Annotated in this window: 20 protein-coding genes and 1 tRNA gene; 13 read left to right on the top strand and 8 right to left on the bottom strand. The window is 70.5% G+C overall.

Annotated features, from left to right (window positions below):
- Nucleotides 1-19 precede the first annotated feature (19 nt).
- Both ACIQRL_RS12375 and ACIQRL_RS12370 read left to right on the top strand, forming a co-directional pair.
- Nucleotides 20-523 (top strand): YwqJ-related putative deaminase, encoded by a 504-nt coding sequence (locus ACIQRL_RS12375; RefSeq protein ID WP_401330555.1) that lies wholly within the window; start codon nucleotides 20-22, stop codon nucleotides 521-523.
- 78 nt (nucleotides 524-601) lie between these two features.
- Nucleotides 602-1,132, top strand: a complete 531-nt coding sequence (locus tag ACIQRL_RS12370; protein WP_401330552.1) for an SUKH-3 domain-containing protein — start codon at nucleotides 602-604, stop codon at nucleotides 1,130-1,132.
- Nucleotides 1,133-1,563: 431 nt separating this feature from the next.
- Here the strand turns inward: ACIQRL_RS12370 and ACIQRL_RS12365 are convergent, their stop codons facing one another.
- The gene (locus tag ACIQRL_RS12365; RefSeq protein WP_401330549.1) at nucleotides 1,564-2,871 is read right to left on the bottom strand and encodes a sensor histidine kinase; all 1,308 of its coding nucleotides are present in this window, start codon (nucleotides 2,869-2,871) and stop codon (nucleotides 1,564-1,566) included.
- Between the two features lie 167 nt (nucleotides 2,872-3,038).
- Here ACIQRL_RS12365 and ACIQRL_RS12360 point away from each other — a divergent pair, with 167 nt between their 5' ends.
- From ACIQRL_RS12360 to ACIQRL_RS12330, 7 genes are all read left to right on the top strand, one after another.
- Complete coding sequence (locus ACIQRL_RS12360) at nucleotides 3,039-3,899, top strand: hypothetical protein (RefSeq protein ID WP_401330547.1); 861 nt, start codon at nucleotides 3,039-3,041, stop codon at nucleotides 3,897-3,899.
- A 14-nt stretch (nucleotides 3,900-3,913) separates the two neighbouring features.
- Nucleotides 3,914-3,988, top strand: a tRNA-Gln gene (locus tag ACIQRL_RS12355).
- A 126-nt stretch (nucleotides 3,989-4,114) separates the two neighbouring features.
- On the top strand, nucleotides 4,115-5,563 hold the full coding sequence (gene glmU / locus ACIQRL_RS12350; protein ID WP_401330544.1) for a bifunctional UDP-N-acetylglucosamine diphosphorylase/glucosamine-1-phosphate N-acetyltransferase GlmU: 1,449 nt from the start codon (nucleotides 4,115-4,117) through the stop codon (nucleotides 5,561-5,563).
- Between the two features lie 131 nt (nucleotides 5,564-5,694).
- On the top strand, nucleotides 5,695-6,669 hold the full coding sequence (locus tag ACIQRL_RS12345; RefSeq protein ID WP_401330541.1) for a ribose-phosphate diphosphokinase: 975 nt from the start codon (nucleotides 5,695-5,697) through the stop codon (nucleotides 6,667-6,669).
- A gap of 194 nt (nucleotides 6,670-6,863) precedes the next feature.
- Nucleotides 6,864-7,454 (top strand): 50S ribosomal protein L25/general stress protein Ctc, encoded by a 591-nt coding sequence (locus ACIQRL_RS12340; RefSeq protein WP_401330539.1) that lies wholly within the window; start codon nucleotides 6,864-6,866, stop codon nucleotides 7,452-7,454.
- Nucleotides 7,455-7,527: 73 nt separating this feature from the next.
- Nucleotides 7,528-8,139: an aminoacyl-tRNA hydrolase gene (gene pth, locus ACIQRL_RS12335; protein WP_401330536.1), complete on the top strand. Its 612-nt coding sequence runs from the start codon at nucleotides 7,528-7,530 to the stop codon at nucleotides 8,137-8,139.
- A gap of 126 nt (nucleotides 8,140-8,265) precedes the next feature.
- Entirely contained in the window at nucleotides 8,266-8,763 is a 498-nt protein-coding gene (locus ACIQRL_RS12330) for a hypothetical protein (RefSeq protein WP_401330533.1), read from the top strand.
- A 194-nt stretch (nucleotides 8,764-8,957) separates the two neighbouring features.
- Here the strand turns inward: ACIQRL_RS12330 and ppc are convergent, their stop codons facing one another.
- Nucleotides 8,958-11,690 carry a phosphoenolpyruvate carboxylase gene (gene ppc / locus ACIQRL_RS12325; protein ID WP_401330530.1) on the bottom strand — a complete coding sequence of 911 codons (2,733 nt, stop codon included), beginning with the start codon at nucleotides 11,688-11,690 and terminating at the stop codon, nucleotides 8,958-8,960.
- A 350-nt stretch (nucleotides 11,691-12,040) separates the two neighbouring features.
- Here ppc and ACIQRL_RS12320 point away from each other — a divergent pair, with 350 nt between their 5' ends.
- A complete protein-coding gene (locus ACIQRL_RS12320; protein WP_401330527.1) occupies nucleotides 12,041-13,054 on the top strand; it encodes an acyl-CoA desaturase in 1,014 nt (337 codons plus the stop codon).
- Nucleotides 13,051-13,731 carry a TetR/AcrR family transcriptional regulator gene (locus ACIQRL_RS12315; protein ID WP_361683917.1) on the top strand — a complete coding sequence of 227 codons (681 nt, stop codon included), beginning with the start codon at nucleotides 13,051-13,053 and terminating at the stop codon, nucleotides 13,729-13,731. Before ACIQRL_RS12320 ends, ACIQRL_RS12315 begins: the two co-directional genes overlap by 4 nt.
- A gap of 92 nt (nucleotides 13,732-13,823) precedes the next feature.
- On the opposite strand, the gene ACIQRL_RS12310 is transcribed toward ACIQRL_RS12315, so the two are convergent.
- Both ACIQRL_RS12310 and ACIQRL_RS12305 read right to left on the bottom strand, forming a co-directional pair.
- On the bottom strand, nucleotides 13,824-14,192 hold the full coding sequence (locus ACIQRL_RS12310) for a VOC family protein (RefSeq protein ID WP_401330524.1): 369 nt from the start codon (nucleotides 14,190-14,192) through the stop codon (nucleotides 13,824-13,826).
- On the bottom strand, nucleotides 14,192-15,007 hold the full coding sequence (locus ACIQRL_RS12305; protein ID WP_401330521.1) for a trans-aconitate 2-methyltransferase: 816 nt from the start codon (nucleotides 15,005-15,007) through the stop codon (nucleotides 14,192-14,194). The genes ACIQRL_RS12310 and ACIQRL_RS12305 overlap by 1 nt, the downstream gene beginning before the upstream one ends.
- A 204-nt stretch (nucleotides 15,008-15,211) precedes the next feature.
- On the opposite strand from ACIQRL_RS12305, the gene ACIQRL_RS12300 reads away from it, so the two are divergent.
- Nucleotides 15,212-15,709 carry a MarR family winged helix-turn-helix transcriptional regulator gene (locus ACIQRL_RS12300; protein ID WP_261703948.1) on the top strand — a complete coding sequence of 166 codons (498 nt, stop codon included), beginning with the start codon at nucleotides 15,212-15,214 and terminating at the stop codon, nucleotides 15,707-15,709.
- Here the strand turns inward: ACIQRL_RS12300 and ACIQRL_RS12295 are convergent.
- A complete protein-coding gene (locus tag ACIQRL_RS12295) occupies nucleotides 15,668-16,435 on the bottom strand; it encodes a LuxR C-terminal-related transcriptional regulator (protein ID WP_401330518.1) in 768 nt (255 codons plus the stop codon). The two genes, ACIQRL_RS12300 and ACIQRL_RS12295, sit on opposite strands and share 42 nt — an antisense overlap.
- A gap of 256 nt (nucleotides 16,436-16,691) precedes the next feature.
- On the opposite strand from ACIQRL_RS12295, the gene ACIQRL_RS12290 reads away from it, so the two are divergent.
- Nucleotides 16,692-17,150 carry a GNAT family N-acetyltransferase gene (locus ACIQRL_RS12290; RefSeq protein ID WP_401330833.1) on the top strand — a complete coding sequence of 153 codons (459 nt, stop codon included), beginning with the start codon at nucleotides 16,692-16,694 and terminating at the stop codon, nucleotides 17,148-17,150.
- A gap of 133 nt (nucleotides 17,151-17,283) precedes the next feature.
- Here ACIQRL_RS12290 and galK read toward each other — a convergent pair whose 3' ends face one another.
- Genes galK through galT form a run of 3 tightly spaced genes read right to left on the bottom strand, consistent with a single transcriptional unit; the run spans nucleotide 17,284 to nucleotide 20,506 of the window.
- Entirely contained in the window at nucleotides 17,284-18,426 is a 1,143-nt protein-coding gene (gene galK, locus ACIQRL_RS12285) for a galactokinase (RefSeq protein ID WP_401330832.1), read from the bottom strand.
- A gap of 11 nt (nucleotides 18,427-18,437) precedes the next feature.
- Nucleotides 18,438-19,403 (bottom strand): UDP-glucose 4-epimerase GalE, encoded by a 966-nt coding sequence (gene galE, locus ACIQRL_RS12280; protein ID WP_401330516.1) that lies wholly within the window; start codon nucleotides 19,401-19,403, stop codon nucleotides 18,438-18,440.
- Nucleotides 19,400-20,506 carry a galactose-1-phosphate uridylyltransferase gene (gene galT / locus ACIQRL_RS12275; RefSeq protein ID WP_401330513.1) on the bottom strand — a complete coding sequence of 369 codons (1,107 nt, stop codon included), beginning with the start codon at nucleotides 20,504-20,506 and terminating at the stop codon, nucleotides 19,400-19,402. Before galT ends, galE begins: the two co-directional genes overlap by 4 nt.
- Nucleotides 20,507-20,546 lie beyond the last annotated feature (40 nt).

The following is a 20,546-nucleotide window of genomic DNA, read 5'->3' as shown; positions in this document are numbered from 1 at the left end:
ACGGGAGGGAAAAACGATCATGAACGCGACGCATACGGGCACGTCCGGGGACCCCCGGGTCGGGTGGAGCAGCGCCGAGGCGCTGCACGCCCCCACCCTGCTGTACCGCCGCGACGGCATACTTCCCACCGTCGCCGCCGCCCTCTCCGTCCGCGGCGCCACCCTCACCGGCACGGCCGCCCGCGGCGACCAGCCACCCGTTCTTCACCCACTGGTCCAGGACTTCCTCGACACCCTCACGAACGTGCAGCGCGACCGCTTCACGGGCCGCTGCGCCGAGGCCATCCTGATCTCCCGGCACATCGCGACCGTCGACGCGGAACGCAGCAGGCGCGCCATCCGCAAACCGTTGACCAACGGCGAGGCCCGCAAGGCCCTCAAGGGCGCCAAGCTCACCGCGCGCCGCATCCGCGAGGACGGCGACCCGCTGCACGGCAGCTTCGCCGCGCCCTGCCGCTCCTGCACGGCGCTCAGCGACCACTTCGGCGTACGCGTCGTCGACCCGGCGGCACCGGACGCCTGAACTCCCCCTTTCCCGCATACGTACTTGTGACGGCGTCCCGCGACGCCGATGTCCCGACCCTCGACGAACGAAGGGCAGATGCACTCCGAACGCTCCTCCCCCAGCTTCTTCTCCCCTCCCGGACAAGGGGGACCCACGTCACGCTTCCCCGAACCCGTGGACGCCGCACTGCGCTCGGCGGGATGGCAGCCGGGACGCTGGGACATAAAGCAGGCCGAGTACTGGGCCGACGAGCTGCGCGGACACGCGTCGCCGGCCGGCCACCGGCACGCCGTGTTCCCCGCGGCGGTCGAGGCATGGGCGGAGTTCGGGGGGCTGCGCGTCGGCGCCAAGGGACCCGGGCGCCAACTCGCCCCCGCCCTGCTCCATCTCGACCCCCTGCACGGGCTGCACATGGCACGCACCCTCGGCGATCTCGGGCGTGCGCTCGACACCGAGGTCTGCCCTCTCGGCGAGGAGTCCGACTCCCACGCGCTGCTCGCCATCGACGCCGAGGGCCGGGTCTACACCCTCGACCACACCGGCGACTGGTATCTCGGCCCCCACATCGACGCCGCCCTCACCACCCTCCTCACCGGCACGGCACCACCCCGCCTCACCGCGACCTGACCCCGGCCGGTTCTCTTCGCCCCTCCGCCCCTGCCCTCCCCCAAGGTCTCGGCTTCGCTCGACCAGGGGGACCCCCATCACCCCTGGGACTCCGCCCCCAGACCCCGCTCCTCAAACGCCGGAGGGACTGAAGCCTTCCCGCGCCCGAACAGCGGGCGGGAGGGGCTGAACTCTCCCCGGCCGGGGCCGGAAGGACCCCCACGACGCACCCGCAGCCGGGATCCGGCGTGAGGGGACGTGCCGGTACATCACATGCCCGCAGGCCGGACGGATCGCCACCCACGCCCACTTCGCGACGCCGCCGGGATCCGTCCGGATGCGGGCGGATGTACCGGCGCGGCCCCGACCCACGACGCACCCGAACGCCGAACACGAACCCGCCACCGAGCACCACGCACCACGCACCCGGCACCCGGAGACGGCCCGGAGGGCTACGCCGGGATCACCGCCGACACCCGGAACCCACCCGCGTCCGTGGGCCCCGACACGAACACACCCCCCAGAGCGGCCACCCGCTCCCTCATCCCCAGCAACCCGTTCCCCCCGCTGGGCAGGCGCACCGGCGACCCCGCCCCCGCCTCCGGCGGACACTCGTTCTCCACCTGCATCGCGATCTCGGACACCCGATGCGCCAGCCGGACGTACGTCTTCGCCCCCGCCGCGTGCTTGTGGACGTTCGTCAACGCCTCCTGCACCACCCGGTAGGCGGTCTGCTCGATCTCCCGGGCGTACGCGCGCAGGTCCCCTTCGACCGACAGCGCCACGACCATCCCCGCCGCCGCCGACTGCCCGATCAGCTCGTCGATCTCCGCCAGACTCGGCCCTTCACCGGCCCCGGAGTCGCCCGCCGCCCGCGAGGCGGCGGCAGCCGCGGCCACCCCCACAGCCGCCAACGGCACCGACGGCACCCGCGCGTCCAGCCCGCCCGTGCGCAGCACGCCCAGCATCTCCCGCAGCTCCGTGAGCGCCTGACGCCCCATGTCCCCCACCAGGGCGGCGTTCTTCACGGCCTTCTCGGGATCCTTCCGCGCGACCGCCTGAAGGGCCGCCGCGTGCACCACCATCAGGGAGACGCGGTGCGCGACCACGTCGTGCATCTCCCGCGCGATCCGGGTGCGCTCCTCGTTGCGCGCCCACTCCGCCCGCTCCTCCGCCCGCTCCGCGAGCAGTTGCAGCTCCCGCTCCAGCGAGTCCGCCCGCTCCCGCAGGCTCTCCATCAGCCGCCGCCTGGCCCCCATGTACAGCCCGAGCAGCACGGGCGGCGCGGTCATCCCGATCGCCGTGGTGAGGGAGGCGAACGGGACGAACCAGTCCCCCATCGACACGTCCCCGCGCCCCACGCCCTGGTGCGCCCGGACGAACGTGACGATCAGCATGCCGGCGAAGGACATCCCCGCCAGCGCCGCGATGATGCGCCGCGGCAGTTCGGAAGCGGCGAGCGTGTAGAGCCCGACGAGCCCCATCAGAAAGCCCATCTGGGCGGGCGTGATCGCGATGGACACCAGGACGACCGCGATCGGCCACTTCCGCCGCACCAGGAGCACGGACCCGGCGATCGTCCCGAACGCGACGCCCACCGGGGCGGGCAGTCCCGCGTCGTGCGCGAAGCGGACCCCCTCGCCGCCGCACTCGACCGCGGACGCAAGAGCGAGCCCCGCGTCCAGCACCGCACCGCGCCATCCGACCCACCACCACGGCCCGGTCCCGGCCGCGGTGTGCTCTTCCCCCGTCGTGGTCATGCCTCCAGCCTACGGTCGCCCCCCGGCCCATTTCCGGTGAGTTTTGCCTACTGGCCTACACCACACCCCGCCATCGAACAGAAGCGAAACCTGCCGATATCCCTCGAACTACTGAATCGCTCACCGTTCGACACCGGAACGCCTCATTCCGCCCGGATGGTACGCCTATGGCACATTCACTCGGCAAGTACGCGGATTTCGAAGCGCTACGAGAGCAGGCGATCTCTCTACGCGGGGCGGGGCTCAGCCTCCGGCAGATCAGGGACGAACTCCAGGTCCACAACAAGGAGACTCTCCAACGCCTCGTCGCGGGCGAGCCACCCCCAGAGTGGACGAAGCGCCCGAACGCGAAGGACGACCTGCGGGCGAGGGCGCGTGAGCTGCGAGGGCAGGGCTGGACATACGGCGAGATCCAGACGGAGCTGGGCTGCTCGAAGAGTTCCGTATCACTCTGGGTACGGGATCTGCCCCATCCGGAACCCCGCTGCACGCCGGAGGAGCAGCGGGCCCGCATGAACGCGGGACTCGCACGGCTACGCGCCGAGCAGGATCAGGTACGCGAGGGAACCAAGCGGCAGGCCGCCGAGTCCGTCGGGGAACTGTCCGACCGGGAATTGTTCATGGCAGGAGTGGCCCTCTACTGGGCCGAGGGACAGAAGAGCAAGCCGTACCAGCGCCGGGAATCCGTCATCTTCATCAACAGCGACCCCGGAGTGATCCAGGTCTACCTCGCATGGCTGGATCTGCTGGACGTGCCGCGAGAACGGCTGCGCTTCCGCGTCATGATCCACGAATCCGCGGATGTGGCCACCGCCGAGCAGTACTGGGCCGACCTCGTCGACATCGACGCCGCCGCCCTCCAGCCGACGACACTCAAGAAACACAATCCCAAGACTGTCCGCAAGAACGTCGGCGCCGGGTACCGCGGTTGCCTCGTCATCCGGGTTCTGCAAGGGGCCGAGCTCTACTGCCGCATCGAAGGTTGGTGGGGCGGAATCGTGGCCCATACCCAGAGCCGACTCGGGTAAGGTCTCAAGGGCCATCCCCCGTGGTGTAACGGCAGCACACTGGTTTTTGGTACCAGTAGGACAAGGTTCGAATCCTTGCGGGGGAGCCACAGCACACCAGACCTTGGTTCGGGCCCTGACAGCTCTATCAGGGCCCTCTCCCACATGCCTCCTGATTCGCCCCGGTATCCTGCGGATGTCCACCCCCCAGCCATCCGAAGCCGAAGGGCAAACCCGTGAGCGCCAATCGCCCGGCAGCCGTCGTCGTTCTCGCAGCGGGTGAGGGCACCCGTATGAAATCGGCCACGCCCAAGGTCCTGCACGACATCTGCGGACGTTCCCTCGTCGGCCATGTGCTCGCCGCAGCGCGCGAGTTGAACCCCGAGAACCTGGTCGTCGTGGTGGGCCACGCCCGCGAGAAGGTCGTCGGGCACCTCGCGGAGATCGACCCGGGCGTCCGGACCGCGGTCCAGGCCGAGCAGAACGGCACCGGGCACGCCGTGCGGATGGGCCTCGAAGAGCTGGGCGACGGCGTGGACGGCACCGTCGTCGTGGTCTGCGGCGACACCCCCCTGCTCAGCGGCGAGACCCTGCTCGCGCTCGCCTCGGCGCACAGCGCCGACGGCAACGCCGTCACCGTGCTGACCGCCGAGGTCCCCGACGCCACCGGCTACGGCCGCATCGTGCGGGACGGTGCCAGCGGCGCGGTCACCGCGATCGTCGAGCACAAGGACGCGAGCGAGTCGCAGCGCGCGATCCGTGAGATCAACTCGGGCGTCTTCGCCTTCGACGGACAGCTCCTCGCCGACGCGCTCGGCAAGGTGCGCACGGACAACAGCCAGGGCGAGGAGTACCTGACGGACGTCCTCGGGATCCTGCGCGAGGCCGGTCACCGCGTCGGTGCCGCCGTCGCCGCCGACCACCGCGAGATCGCCGGTATCAACAACCGCGTGCAGCTCGCCGAGGCGCGCCGCATCCTGAACGACCGGCTGCTCACCCGGGCCATGCTGGCCGGCGTCAGCGTCATCGACCCCGCGACGACCTGGGTCGACGTGACGGTCACCTTCGAGCAGGACGCGATCGTGCACCCGGGGACGCAGCTCCAGGGCGCCACGCATCTGGCCGAGGGTGCCGAGGTCGGGCCCAACTGCCGTCTGAAGGACACCCGGGTCGGCGCCGGCGCCCGGGTCGACAACACCGTGGCCGACACCGCCGAGGTGGGACCGCAGGCCAACGTGGGACCGTACGCGTATCTCCGTCCGGGGACGCGGATCGGATTGAAGGCCAAGGTCGGTACGTACGTCGAGACGAAGAACGCGACGATCGGCGAGGGCACGAAGATCCCGCACCTGTCGTACGTGGGTGACGCGACGATCGGCGAGTACTCGAACATCGGCGCCGCCAGCGTCTTCGTGAACTACGACGGGCAGGACAAGCACCACACCACGATCGGCTCGCACTGCCGTACGGGTTCGGACAACATGTTTGTGGCTCCTGTCACGGTCGGGGACGGCGCGTACACCGCGGCGGGCTCGGTCATCACCAAGGACGTGCCGCCCGGCTCACTGGCCGTGGCCCGTGGCCAGCAGCGGAATATCGAGGGCTGGGTGGCCCGCAAGCGTCCGGGAAGCGCGGCGGCGAAGGCCGCGGAGACCGCTTCCCGGGAGCCGGACGGCGAAGCCTGACCGGAAAGCGGGACGTCCGGGACGGCGTACCGTGATAAGTGCACACCCGCACCCCAGCTGAGACGCCCTCTCGCAACCCAGCTGAGAAGACCTCTCACGCCCACTGAGAAGACCTCTGAGGAGACAGTGCTGTGACCGGGATCAAGACGACCGGCGAGAAGAAGATGATGTTCTTCTCCGGCCGCGCCCACCCCGAGCTTGCCCAGGAGGTCGCCCACAAGCTGGGTGTCGGGGTTGTCCCGACCAAGGCCTTCGACTTCGCGAACGGCGAGATCTACATCCGCTACCAGGAGTCCGCCCGCGGCGCCGACTGCTTCCTGATGCAGAGCCACACGGCTCCCATCAACAAGTGGATCATGGAACAGCTGATCATGATCGACGCTCTGAAGCGGGCCTCCGCCCGGAGCATCACGGTGATCGTGCCCTTCTACGGTTACGCGCGGCAGGACAAGAAGCACCGCGGACGTGAACCGATCTCGGCGCGTCTGATCGCGGACCTGATGAGCACGGCCGGCGCGGACCGCATCCTCACGGTCGATCTGCACACGGACCAGATCCAGGGCTTCTTCGACGGTCCGGTGGACCACCTGTTCGCGCTGCCGATCCTGGCGGACTACGTGGGCGCCAAGGTCGACAAGTCCAAGCTCACCGTCGTCTCCCCGGACGCCGGCCGGGTGCGGGTCGCCGACCGCTGGTGCGACCGTCTCGACGCTCCGCTGGCCATCGTGCACAAGCGCCGCGACAAGGACGTCGCCAACCAGGTCACCGTCCACGAGGTGGTCGGCGACGTGAAGGGCCGCGTCTGCGTGCTCGTCGACGACATGATCGACACGGGTGGCACCATCTGCGCCGCGGCCGACGCGCTGTTCGCGCACGGCGCGGAGGACGTCATCGTGACGGCCACGCACGGCGTGCTCTCCGGCCCGGCGGCCGACCGTCTGAAGAACTCCAAGGTCAGCGAGTTCATCTTCACGGACACCCTGCCCACCCCGGGCGAGCTGGAGCTCGACAAGATCACGGTGCTCTCGATCGCGCCGACGATCGCGAACGCGGTGCGCGAGGTCTTCGAGGACGGCTCGGTGACGAGCCTGTTCGAGGAGCACTGACCCTCGGTTCCACCGGTCGCCTAGATCGATTTCATGTACGGCCTCCCCGCCCCGTAAGCTGTCACAGTTGCTCGGCGAGGGAGGCCGTACCGCTTTCAGAAGCGGGTACGGCGGTCCGTTATCGACGCGCTCTTCGTAGCAGGCCGATGTTTTGGCCGGGTGACCTCTTTCCCCAAGTTCTACGAGGAGTGGACATGTCCGAGATCAAGCTCGCCGCCGAAGCCCGTACCGAGTTCGGCAAGGGCGCCGCCCGCCGCATCCGCCGTGAGGCCAAGGTCCCCGGTGTCGTCTACGGCCACGGCACCGAGCCGGTCCACGTGACGCTGCCGGGCCACGAGCTGCTTCTCGCCCTGCGTACGCCGAACGTCCTGCTCTCCCTCGACCTGGACGGCAAGACCGAGCTCGCGATCCCGAAGGCTGTCCAGCGCGACGCCATCAGGGGCCACCTCGAGCACGTCGACCTGCTCCTCGTGAAGCGCGGCGAGAAGGTCATCGTCGAGGTCTTCGTGCAGACCGAGGGCGAGCTGGCCCCGGGCAGCTTCCTCGTCGAGAACGTGCTGAACACCCTGACGGTCGAGGCCGAGGCCACCCACATCCCGGAGTCGGTCACCGTCTCCATCGCGGGCCTGGAGGCCGGTGCCTCCATCCACGCCAAGGACATCAAGCTCCCCAAGGGCACCACGCTGGCGATCGACGAGGACGCGGTCGTCATCCAGGTCCTGTCGGCGCAGGCCGAGGAGCCGGCCGCCGAGGGCGAGTCCGGCGACGCGGCCGCCGAGGCCTGATCCCCCCGGAAATCTTCATCCGTGTCAGCCGCCGCTCCTGTCGGGAGCGGCGGCTGCCGCGTATCACGGACACATGGGAGACACGGACGTGACGACCGACGCCAACGCGCCCTGGCTGATCGTGGGCCTCGGCAACCCTGGCCCCGAGTACGCCATGAACCGGCACAACGTGGGCTTCATGGTGGCCGATCTGCTGGCCGGGCGGATCGGCGGGAAGTTCAAGCGGGCGGGCAAGGCGCAGGCACAGGTGATCGAGGGGCGGATCGGTCCGCCCGGTCCGGCGAACCGCCGGGTGATCCTGGCCAAGCCGATGTCGTACATGAACCTGTCGGGTGGCCCGGTGACCGCGCTGCGGGACTTCTACAAGGTGCCGACGGCGAACATCGTGGCGGTCCACGACGAGCTGGACATCGACTACGGGGTGCTGCGGCTGAAGCTGGGCGGCGGCGACAACGGCCACAACGGGCTGAAGTCCATGACGAAGGCGATGGGCGCGGACTATCACCGGGTGCGGTTCGGCATCGGGCGCCCGCCGGGCCGTATGCAGGTCGCGGATTTCGTGCTGAAGGACTTCGCGTCGGCCGAGCGCAAGGAACTGGACTACTTCGTGGACCGGGCGGCGGACGCGGCGGAGTGCCTGGTGATCGAGGGCCTGGAGCGGGCCCAGAGCACGTACAACTCCTGAGGGACGGCCCGGGAGCCCGCGGGGGACGGCCGGGGAGGGCCGCGCACGACGGCCGGACGGTCGATGTACGCGCACAACTGCCGACTTGTCCCCCACCGGAGTTGACCGAGCGCGCGGCCATGGCCAATGATCCCCGCCATGCGTGCCGTCACCTCCAGTCAGAGCGCGTACGCGGCGCTGCGGTTCGGGCAGCTCGCGGCGATGGGACTGGTCACCGGGCTCATCCTGATCGCGGGTGTCTGGGCCTCCTGGGGCACCGCGCAGCACGTGATGCTGAGCAAGGGCCGGGAGCAGGGCACGATCGCCGTGCGGGCGTGCTCGGGCGAGGTGTGCACGGGGCCCTACACGCCGGTGTCGCCGGGTTCGCGGGCGCGGGCCCGTGTGGTCATCGATCAGTCGGTGGCGGTGAAGAAGGGCCGGACGTACACGGTCACGGTGAAGCCCGGCAGCGACGAGGTCGTGCGCAGCGGTCCGGCCGGCCTGCTGTACGCCTGGGTCCCGTTCGCGGGCGCCCTGCTGCTCGCCTCGGTGGTGGTCGCGGGCGGTCTGCGGCTGACCCGCGTGGCCTGGCTGATGGCGGGCGCGGGGATCACCCTGCTGACGGCCGCCTTCCTGGCCCTGTAGGCGCAGTCCCGTGGGCGCAGTCCTGTGGGCGCAGTCCTGTAGGCGCAGTCCCGTGGGCGCAGTCCTGTAGGCGCAGCACTAGAGGCACCTCGCTGGGGCAGCCCCGCGGGCGCTCGCGTGGACGCGTGAAGGCGCCCTCCGCGCTCGTACGGGTACGAGCGCGGAGGGCGCCTTCCGGTGTGCTCAGGGTCCGCTCAGCCGGTGTTGCGCAGTCCCGCCGCCACACCGTTGACCGTCAGCAGCAGGGCCCGCGAGAGCAGCGGGTCCGCCGCCTGGCCGGCCGCGGCCCCGTCGCGCTGGCGCTTGAGGAGGGCGACCTGGAGGTAGGAGATCGGGTCCAGGTAGGCGTCGCGGATGGCGAAGGTCTGCTGGAGCACCGGGTGGGTGTCGAGCAGCTTCTCCCCGCCGGTGATGCGCAGTACCTCGCGGACGGTCAGCTCGTGCTCTGCCTCGATGGTGGCGAAGACGTGCTTGAGGTGGTCCGGGACGAGGCTGTCGACGTAGTGGCGGGCGATCCGCAGATCGGTCTTCGCGAGGGTCATCTCGACGTTCGAGAGGAAGTTCCGGAAGAAGTGCCACTGCTCGTGCATCTCGTCGAGCACGGTGTCCAGGCCCGCTTCGCGCAGTGCCTTGAGGCCTGAGCCGACGCCGAACCAGCCGGGCACGATCTGCCGGGACTGGGTCCAGCCGAAGACCCACGGGATGGCGCGCAGTCCGTCGAGCGAGACGCCCGAGCCGGGGCGGCGGGAGGGCCGCGAGCCCAGGTGCAGGTCGGCGAGCTGGTCGACCGGCGTGGAGGCAAGGAAGTACGTCGGCAGGTCGGGGTCCTCGACGAGCCGTCGGTAGGCGGAGTGGGCGGCGTCGGAGACGAGGTCCATGGCCGCGTCCCAGCGGGCCAGCGCCTCGTCGGACTGGCGGGGCGAGGTGTGCAGCGCGGACGCCTGGAGGGTGGCGGCGACCGTCAGTTCCAGGTTCTCGCGGGCCAGCGAGGGGACCAGGTACTTGTCGGAGATGACCTCGCCCTGCTCGGTGACCTTGATCTCGCCCTCCAGGGTGCCCCAGGGCTGCGCGAGGATCGCGTCGTGCGAGGGGCCGCCGCCGCGGCCGACGGTGCCGCCGCGGCCGTGGAAGAGGCGCAGGCGGACGCCGTAGCGGTGGGCGACGTCGCGCAGCCGGCGCTGGGCGCGGTGGATCTCCCACTGCGAGGTGGTGATGCCGCCGAACTTGGAGGAGTCGGAGTAGCCGAGCATGACCTCCTGGACGTCCCCGCGCAGCGCCACCAGACGGCGGTACGAGGGGTCGGAGAGCATGTCCTCCAGGATCGTGTCCGCGGCCTTGAGCTCGTCGGTGGTCTCCAGGAGCGGCACGATGCCGATCTTCGCCCAGCCGGCGTGCAGGTCGAGCAGTCCGGCCTCGCGGGCGAGGACGGCGGCGGCGAAGACGTCGTCGGCGCCCTGGCACATCGAGATGATGTACGACTCGATGACCTCGGGCCCGAAGATCTTCAGGGCTCTCTTGACGGTCTCGAAGACGCCGAGGGTCTTGTGGCCGGCGGCGTCGAGCGGCGCGGGGGTCGGGGCGAGCGGGCGCCGGGAGCGCAGTTCCTTGGCGAGGAGCTTGGCGCGGTAGTCGCGCGGCATGTCCACGTAGCGCCAGGACTCCTCGCCGAGGCGGTCGAAGAGCTGGCCGAGGGCGTGGTGATGGGCGTCCGCGTGCTCGCGTACGTCCATGGTGGCGAGCTGGAGACCGAAGGCGGCCAGTGTGCGGATGGTGCGGTTCATGCGGCCGTCGGCGATCAGGCCGCCGCGGTGCTCGCGCAGCGAGGTCTGGATGAGCTTGAGGTCGCGCAGCAGTTCGGCGGTGCCGAGGTAGTCGCGGCCGTCCTGGTGGGGCGTGCCCTTGGCGAGGCGGAGCTTGGTGTTCTCCAGCTTCTGCCGGACGCAGGTGGCCTTGAGGCGGTAGGGCTCCTCGGCGTTGAGGCGCTTGTAGCGGGGGCTGATCTCCGGCAGGCGCTCCAGGTCGGTCTGGAGGGATTCCAGCAGGTCCTCCGTCGCGCCCGTGTAGCGGATGGAGTTCGACAGGAAGCCCCGGAGCTCGTCGATGAGTTCCAGGGCGTCGTTGATGCCGTGCTCGTGCTGGAGGATCAGGACGTCCCAGGTGACGTCGGGGGTGACGTTCGGGTTGCCGTCGCGGTCGCCGCCGATCCAGGTGCCGAAGGTGAGGGGCCGGGTCTCGTCCGGGAGGACGACGCCGACGCGCTCCAGTTCGGCGGTGAGGTCCTCCAGGACGTCGCCGACCGCGCCGGCGTGCAGTTCGTCCAGGTAGTAGATGGCGTTGCGTGCCTCGTCGGCGGGCTCGGGGCGGACGACCCGGAGCTCGTCGGTCTGCCACACCAGGTCGATGTTCTCGGCGAGGCGGGTGTCGTAGCGGCGGCGGTCGGCCTCGATGACCGGGGTCTCCAGGAGCGCGGCGATGCGCCGCAGCTTGTTGAGGACCGAGCGCCGGGCCGCCTCCGTGGGGTGGGCGGTGAACACCGGGCGCACGTTGAGGTTCTTGACCGTCTGGCGCAGGTGCTCGGGGTCGGCGTCCTTGAGGCGGTCGGCCGTTCGGGCGAGGAGGCCGCCCTCGGCGGCGCGCTTGGCGCGCAGTTCGCGTCCGCGGTGCACCTGCTCGGTGACGTTGGCGAGGTGGAAGTAGGTCGAGAAGGCGCGGACCAGCTTGGCGGCGGTCTCCAGTTCGGTGCCGCGCAGCAGCTCGGCGGCGGCCTCGCCGTCCTCGCGGGTCAGGCGGCGGACCTTCTCGACCAGTTCCAGGAGCTCGGGGCCCTCCTGCCGGACGAGGGTCTCACCGAGCAGATCGCCCAGGCGGCGGATGTCGGCGCGCAGTTCGCTGCTGGTCGTCGTGGTCTGGTCGTCGGCACTGCTCACAGGTGCGGCTCCTTGCAGTGTTGAAGCTCGTGCGAAGAGTGGTGAATCTCGTCTGAAGCTCGTCTGGGAGGGAACCCGGGTGGCGACCGCGCGCGGCGGGTGCCGCTCAGGGAGGTGGCATCCGGGAAGAAATCAGAACGGACCGCGCTGTCCGACCGATACCAAGGATAGGTGTCCCCTCGGACGCGCAGGCTCACGGGCTCTTGCCGCCGGGCTACGCGCTGACATACTTACGACGCCGTAGGTTACGGACCCGTAGGTATTCCCGTTGGACGACGGGGGCACCCTGGGTTCGCACCCGGACACCCTTCCCCGCCCTCCCCCACCCTCGAACCCCACAGGGGACGCCCATGACCACGAGTTCCGATGTGATCGACGACGCCCCGCGGGCGGACGACGACGACACTTCGCTCCCCGCCGCGACCCTCGGCGGCGAGAAGAAGGGGTCACTCGAACAGATCACTCTTCTTCTCTTCATCACCGTCCCGTTCCTGGCTCTGCTCGCGGCGGTGCCGCTGGTCTGGGGCTGGGGGGTGAGCTGGCTGGATCTCGGCCTGATGGTCTTCTTCTACTACCTGGGATGCCACGGCGTCACGATCGGCTACCACCGCTACTTCACGCACGGCTCCTTCAAGGCGAAGACTCCCTTGCGGATCGCGATCGCGATCGCGGGGTCCATGGCGGTCGAGGGCCCGCTCGTGCGCTGGGTCGCCGACCACCGCAAGCACCACAAGTTCTCCGACGCGGAAGGTGACCCGCACTCGCCGTGGCGCTACGGCGAGACGGTTCCGGCGCTGATGAAGGGCCTGTGGTGGGCCCACATCGGATGGATGTTCGACGAGGAGCGGACTTCTCAGGAGAAGTACGCGCCGGATCTGGTCAAGGACCCGGTGATCCGGGCGATCTCGCGTCAGTTCATCGTCTGGACGTTGCTCTCGCTCGCTCTGCCGCCGCTGATCGGCGGACTGGCGACGATGTCGTGGTGGGGCGCGTTCACCGGATTCTTCTGGGGCTCCCTCGTCCGGGTGGCGCTGCTGCACCACGTCACCTGGTCGATCAACTCGATCTGCCACGCGGTCGGCAAGCGCCCGTTCAAGTCGCGTGACCGCTCGGGCAACGTGTGGTGGCTGGCGGTGCTCTCGTGCGGCGAGTCCTGGCACAACCTGCACCACGCCGACCCGACGTCGGCCCGGCACGGTGTGGACCGCGGTCAGATCGACTCCTCGGCCCGGATCATCCGCTGGTGCGAGCAGCTCGGCTGGGCGTACGACGTGCGCTGGCCGTCCCGCTCGCGTATCGATTCCCGCCGCAGCGACGACGGGAACAGCTCCCGACGCAAGACGGAAACCGCTGAAGCGGCATGATTGACGGCGTGGCGACCGACTCCAGCAGCACCCCGAGCAGCAGTGAAAAGCCGCGGCGTGCGCGCCGCACCCGCATGACCGGCGCCGAGCGCCGTCAGCAGCTGCTGGAGATCGGCCGCACCCTGTTCGCGGCCAAGGGCTTCGAGGGCACGTCGGTGGAGGAGATCGCGGCGAAGGCCGGTGTCTCCAAACCGGTGGTCTACGAGCACTTCGGCGGCAAGGAGGGTCTGTACGCGGTGGTGGTGGACCGCGAGATGCGCCGGCTGCTCGACATGGTGACCAGTTCGCTGACGGCGGGTCATCCGCGCGAGCTGTGCGAGCAGGCCGCGTTCGCCCTCCTGGACTACATCGAGGAGTACACGGACGGCTTCCGCATCCTGGTCCGCGACTCCCCCATCCCCCAGTCGACGGGGTCGTTCGCGTCGCTGATCTCGGACATCGCCACCCAGGTGGAGGACATCCTGGGCCGTGAGTTCAAGAGCCGCGGCTTCGACTCGAAGCTGGCACCGCTGTACGCCCAGGCCCTGGTGGGCATGGTCGCGCTGACGGGCCAGTGGTGGCTGGACGTCCGCAAGCCGCGCAAGGCGGAGGTGGCCGCGCATCTGGTGAATCTGGCCTGGCACGGTCTGGACGGTCTGGAGCCGAAGCCGCGGTTGATAGGGCATCGCAAGGCCTGAGGGCCGGGGCGCACTCTCCCGGTCCTGTTCCGGGCGGCCCGCGCGAGGGGAACGGAAGGCCCCCGGGGAGCTGAGCTCCCCGGGGGCCTTCATCATGCGCGGACCAGCGGCTCCAGGAATTCGAGGCGGTTGCCGACCGGGTCCTCGGAGAAGAAGCGCCGGTGGCCGGGCAGCTCCTCGTCCCAGGTGACGGGCGCGCCGGCGGCCGCGATCCGTGCGGCGCAGGCCTCGATGCCGGTGACGCGCAGTCCGGGGTGGGCCTTCTTCGCGGGACGGAAGGAGTCCTCGATCCCGAGGTGCAGGTGGACGGTCCCCGCCCGGAACCAGCAGCCCCCGCGCGCGGCGAGGACGGGCGGCTTGGGGATCTCAGTCATGCCGAGGGCGCCGACGTAGTACGCGCGCAGGCGGTCCTCGGAGCCCGGCGGGGCGGCGAGCTGGACATGGTCGAGGGCGGCGAGCATCAGGCCTCCTTCCGGGCCACGGCGAACAGCCGGCGGAACGGCAGGACCGTGCCGTACGGCCGCGCCGGGTAGGCGTCTCGCAGCAGGTCCCGGTAGGCGGCGACGAAGGCGTCCCGGGCCTCGGGATCGCCGGCGAGGGCGGTCAGAACGGGCCGCAGCGCGGTGCCCTTCGCCCAGTCGAGCACCGGGTCCGGGCCCGTCAGCAGTTGCAGGTACGTCGTCTCCCAGACGTCCGTACGGCAGCCGAGGTTCTCCAGGCGGTCCAGGTAGACGAGCGGGTCGTGGACCGAGTCCGTGCGGCGCGGGGTGTCGCCGAGATGGCCCTTCCAGCGCGGGGAGGCGACGAGTTCGCGCAGCAGGACGTGCAGCGGGGCGTCGGTGTTCCGGGGCATCTGGAAGGCGAGGGTGCCGCCGGGCGCGAGCGCGTCGAGCCAGCCGGGGAAGGACTCCAGGTGTCCCGGCACCCACTGGAGCGCGGCGTTCGAGGTGATCAGGTCGTACGTCTCGGTGGGGGCCCAGTCGGTGAGGTCGGCGTGGGCGAAGTCGAGGCGTCCGCCGCCGGCCGTGGGACCGGCGTGCTCCTCGGTCCGGGCGAGCATGTCGGCGGAGTTGTCGTAGCCGGTGATGCGGGCGGTGGGCCAGCGGCCGGCGAGCTGGGCGGTGACGTTGCCGGGGCCGCAGCCGAGGTCGGCGATGCGGGCCGGGTCGCCGGGGAGTTCTCCGACCTGGGCGAGGAGGTCGGCGAAGGGGCGGGCTCGGTGCCGGGAGTGGCGCAGATACTGACCGGGGTCCCAGGTGGGAGTGGTGGCAGCCATGGGGGCCTCCTCGAACGTCGGCGGAGAGGTCGCGGACCGCGGGAAGGGGCGGCGGTGGCCGGACCGTTCAGGTCTCCAGCCTCACAGGGATTACATCTCGACGTCAAGAGACTTCACATCAAGATGCTCTACATCAAGAAACTCTACAACGAGAGACTCCATATCAAGAGACTTCATGTCGACACAACCACTACACTGATCGTCATGGAGGACGAGGTCGATCGGCTGGTCGCTGCGTGGCGCCGGGAGCGCCCGGACCTCGACGTGGAACCGCTCGAGGTGCTCAGCCGGGTGAGCAGGCTGGCCCGGCATCTGGACCGCGCGCGCCGGCTGGCGTTCGCCGAGCACAGCCTGGAGCCCTGGGAGTTCGACGTCCTGACGGCGCTGCGGCGCGCGGGATCCCCGTACCAGCTCTCCCCCGGACAACTCCTGACCCAGACGCTCGTCACCTCGGGCACGATGACGAACCGCATCGACCGTCTGACGAAGAAGGGTCTGGTGGAACGCCTCCCGGACCCGAGCGACCGCAGGGGCGTGCTCGTCCGCCTCACGGACGAGGGCTGCGACCGCGCCGACCAGGCGCTGGCTGGTCTGCTCGACCAGGAGCGGGCGATCCTCGCCGAGCTGAGCCGGGCACAGCGCGGTGAACTGGCCGGGCTGCTACGCCAGTTGACCGCCCCGTTCGACAACATCCCCGGATAGGTCGACGGGTCCGACCCCGGCGCGCCTGGCCAGTGCCACGGCGGCGAGGGTGGAGTGCACACCGAGCTTCCCGAGAACGTTCTGCATATGGGTGCGGACGGTGTGGGGGGAGAGGAAGAGCCGCTCCGCCACCGCCTTGCGCCCGAGCCCCGCGACCATGCACCGCAGCACCTCGCGCTCCCGGGGCGTCAGCGACTCGACGAGCCGCTCGCTCTCGGTCCGGTGCTTGCGCGCGGCCGTGAGTTCCCGGAGCACCCCGGTGAGCAGGGCGGGCGGCAGATGGGTCTCGTCGCGCAGCACACCCCGTATGACGGTGAGCAGTCGCGACAGCGAGCAGTCCTTGGCGACCCAGCCCGAGGCGCCGGCCTGCAGGGCGAGCGCGGCCCGGCGCGGATCGTCCTTCTCGGCCAGGACGACGATCCGTACGCCCGGCTGGCCGGAGCGCACCCCGGCGACGAGCGAGATGCCGTCCACCAGACCGTCCTCGTTGCTCTCCTGGACGGGCACCGCCGGACGCATGCCGGGCAGATTGCCGCCCAGGTCCGCGTCGACGAGCAGCACGTCGAAACGGCGGCCCTCGGCCGCCGCGCGCTCCAGGCAGCGCAGCGCGGCGGGACCGCTGCCCGCGGCGGACACGTCGACGTCGGGCTCGGCCGCGAGAGCGGCGGCGAGCGACTCGGCGAAGATGCGATGGTCGTCGACGACCAGTACTCGGATGCGAACCACAGAAACCCCCACTGTCGGGGGACGGTCCGTACGGGTACGGCGCCCGAAGTGATCCCGAGCCCGATTGCGACCCGGAATCCGAGGTGCCGCCGCCGCACGGCCGCCGCCGTGCTGGAAGTGCTACCCCCACTTCGGGCGTCGTACCCGACTGTCTCGCCCCCTGATCAGCACCGGCCCCCACCGGCACTGTTCATCAGGGTACGGCCGGGGGCCGGGAGCGGAAGGTAATTCGCAGAACTGGTTGGCCAGCACGTTTATGGTGAGCCGTATGTTTCGTATCGAGACAGGAGACGACAAAGACCGTCGGGATCTGCTCCGCAGACGACTGCTGGACACGAACACGGCGGCGTCCCCGGTGCTGCGCGCGCTGCGCGGGACCCCGGGTGAGCGTGAACTCCCGCTCCACATCTGGGCCCTGGACGAGGACGGCGCCCTGGCCGGCGGTCTGGCCGGCCACACCTGGACGGCCTGGCTCCACATCACGTACCTGTGGGTCGACGCCCGCCACCGCGGCGCGGGCCTCGGCACCCGGCTCCTCGCCGAGGCCGAACGGGCCGCCACCGGGCGCGGTTGCACCGCCGCCCGGCTGGAGACGTGGGACTTCCAGGCCCCGGACTTCTACCGGAAGCACGGGTACGAGGTGGTGTGCGTGATCCCCGACTACCCGCCGGGGATCACGGAGTACACCTTGACGAAGCGACCGCTCGGCCCCTGAGGATTCAGCCCCTCCAGTTCCAGCCCCTCCGGCGTGAGTTCCAGCCCCTCCGGCGCTTGAGGAGCGGGGGTCCGGGGGCGGAGCCCCCGAGCAGGGACGGGAAGGGGCGGAGGGGGCGAAACAAGCCCGGGGGTCAGCCGATACGCCGGGCCCCCGCCGAGGGAACGGCCGGGAACACCCGGGGTGCCGTGAAGCCCGCCGCGGCGAAGGCTTCCGTCACCGCCTTGGTGACGCCGTCCACGTCGGTGGACTCGACCAGCACGACGGCGGAGCCGCCGAAGCCCCCGCCCGTCATACGGGCCCCCAGCGCACCGGCGGCGTTCGCCGTCGACACCGCGAGGTCCAACTCGGGGCAGGAGATCCGCAGATCGTCGCGGAGCGAGGCGTGACCGTCCGTCAGGACCGGCCCGATGGCCCGGACGTCGCCCGCGTCGAGCAGGGCGATGACCCGGTCCACCCGGTGGTCGTCGGAGACGACATGGCGGACGTAGCGGCGGACGCGTTCGTCGGAGAGCCGGGCGAGGGCCGCGTCGAGCTCCTCGTACGCGACATCACGCAGATGGGAGACGCCGAGCTGCCTGGCCCCCTCCTCGCAGCCCGCGCGCCGCTCGGCGTACGCCCCGTCCCCGAGCGCGTGCTTCACCCGGGTGTCGACGACGAGGAGTTCGAGGCCCTGGGAGGCGAGGTCGAAGGGGACCTGGCGGATCGACAGGTCACGGCAGTCGAGGTGCAGGGCGTGACCCTCGGTGCAGCAGGCCGACGCCGTCTGGTCCATGACCCCGCACGGCACGCCGACGAAGTCGTTCTCGGCGCGCTGTGCGAGGAGGGCCAGTTCGGGGCGGCTGAGCCCGAGTCCGTACAGGTCGTCCAGGGCGAGGGCCGTGACGACCTCCAGGGCCGCCGAGGAGGACAGTCCGGCGCCGGTGGGGACCGTGGAGGCCAGATGGATGTCCGCGCCGCCGACGGCGTGGCCCGCCTCGCGCAGCGCCCACACCACACCCGCCGGGTACGCGGCCCAGCCGGTGTCCGAGCGGGGCACCAGCTCGTCGACGCGCAGTTCGACGACCGGTCCGTCGATGTCCGCCGAGTGCAGCCGCAGCACCCCGTCGGACCGGCGGGACACCGCAGCGACCGCCGTGTGCGGCAGCGCGAGCGGCATCACGAACCCCTCGTTGAAGTCCGTGTACTCGCCGATCAGGTTGACCCGGCCCGGTGCCGCCCAGACGCCCTCGGGCGCGGCACCGTACAGCTCCTCGAAGCCCTCACGTACCCCCACCTGATCCACTGCTACCCCTTCGCTACGTTCTGTGCGAACTCCCACGCGTCCGCGACGATGCCCGCGAGATCCGCGCGGGACGGGTTCCAGCCGAGCCGCTCCCGGGCGGTCTCGGCCGAGGCGACGAGGACCGCCGGGTCCCCGCCGCGGCGCGGTGCCACGACCTCGGGGATCGGGTGCCCGGTCACCTGGCGCACGGTCTCGATGACCTCGCGGACGGAGAAGCCGTTGCCGTTGCCGAGGTTGCAGATCAGGTGCTCGCCCGGGGTGGCGGCCTCGACCGCGAGCAGGTGCGCCTCGGCGAGGTCCGCGACGTGGATGTAGTCGCGCACGCACGTGCCGTCCGGCGTCGGGTAGTCGTCGCCGAAGACGGAGATCGCGTCGCGGCGGCCCTGCGCGACCTGGAGGACGAGCGGGATGAGGTGCGACTCGGGGTCGTGCCGCTCGCCGCTCTCGCCGTACGCGCCGGCCACGTTGAAGTACCGCAGGGAGACGGCACCGAGCCCGTGCGCGGCGGCCTCGCCGGTGATCATGTGGTCGACGGCGAGCTTGGAGGCGCCGTAGGGGTTGGTGGGCCGGGTCGGCGCGGACTCGACGATCGGGGTGGTCTCGGGCTCGCCGTACGTCGCGGCCGTGGAGGAGAAGACGAGCTTGCGCACGCCCGCCTCGCGCATCGCGGAGAGCAGCGCCATGGTGCCGCCGACGTTGTTGTCCCAGTACTTCTCGGGCTTCACCACGGACTCGCCGACCTGCGAGAACGCGGCGAAGTGCAGGACGGCGTCGTACGAGGGGTCCAGCCACTTGGCGGCGTCGCGGATGTCGCCCTCGATGAACGCGGCACCGGCGGGCACGCCCTCGCGGAATCCCGTCGAGAGGTTGTCGAGGACGGTGACCTCGTGGCCCGCCTCGATCAGGTGGCGCGCGACCACGCTGCCCACATAGCCCGCTCCACCCGTGACCAGATACTTCCCACTCATGTACTCGCTACCTCTCGCAGTCGCTGAGCCGCGGATTCCGGCGGCACGTCGTTGATGAACACGTTCATGCCGGACTCGGAACCCGCGAGGAACTTCAGCTTGCCGGAAGTGCGGCGAATGGTGAAAAGCTCGAGGTGGAGAGCGAAGTCGTCGCGGTTGACGCCCTCGAACTCCTCCAGCGGGCCGAAGGGAGCCTGGTGCCACGCCGCGATGTACGGCGTCGGCGGCTCGCCCGCCCCTTCCTTCCCTTCCGTCTCTTCCTTCCCACCGTCCGGTCCGTCGAAGATCCGGTCGAAGCGCCTCAAGAGTTCCAGATAGACCTGGGGGAACTCTGTGCGCGCGTCCTCGTCGAGGCCGAGCAGGTCCGGCACACGGCGGCGCGGGTAGAGGTGGACCTCGTACGGCCAGTGGGCGGCGTACGGGACGAAGGCGACCCAGTGCTCGCCCGTCAGGACGACGCGCGAGCCGTCCGCCAGCTCGCGGGCGACGACCTCGTCGAACAGGTTCTGCCCGCCGGTCGCCTCCTTGTGCGCGGCGAGCGAGCGCAGCATCAGTGCGGTACGGGGGGTGGTGAAGGGGTAGCCGTAGATCTGCCCGTGCGGGTGACCGAGTGTCACGCCGATCTCGGCGCCGCGGTTCTCGAAGCAGAAGACCTGTTGGACGGAGGGCAGATGGGACAGTTCGGCGGTGCGGTCCGTCCACGCCTCCAGGACGAGACCGGCCTGCGCCTCCGTCAGATCCGCGAAGGACGCGTCGTGGTCGGAGGTGAAACAGACGACCTCGCAGCGGCCGGAGTCGCCGGCCAGCGAGGGGAAGCGGTTCTCGAACACCACGACGTCGTACGAGGAGTCGGGGATCTCGCTCAGCCGGTCGCCGGAGGACGGGCACAGCGGGCACTCGTTCGCCGGGGGGTGGTAGATGCGCCCCTGACGGTGCGAGGCGATCGCCACCGAGTCGCCGAGCAGCGGGTCGCGGCGCACCTCCGAGGTGGTGACGGTCGGGTCGAGCGGGCGCCGGTCCACGGCGTCGCGCACCTGGTCGTCGACCGCGTCGTAATAGATGAGCTCACGACCGTCGGCGAGCCGGGTCGAGGTCTTCTTCACAGTCGGACTCCCCATCAGCACCCGATCAAACCTTCAAACA

Origin of the sequence: Streptomyces sp. NPDC091209 (assembly GCF_044757755.1) — a bacterium.
Classification (GTDB): domain Bacteria; phylum Actinomycetota; class Actinomycetes; order Streptomycetales; family Streptomycetaceae; genus Streptomyces.
Note: the sequence above shows the minus strand (reverse complement) of the source record. Positions and strands in the feature narration are given on the sequence as shown.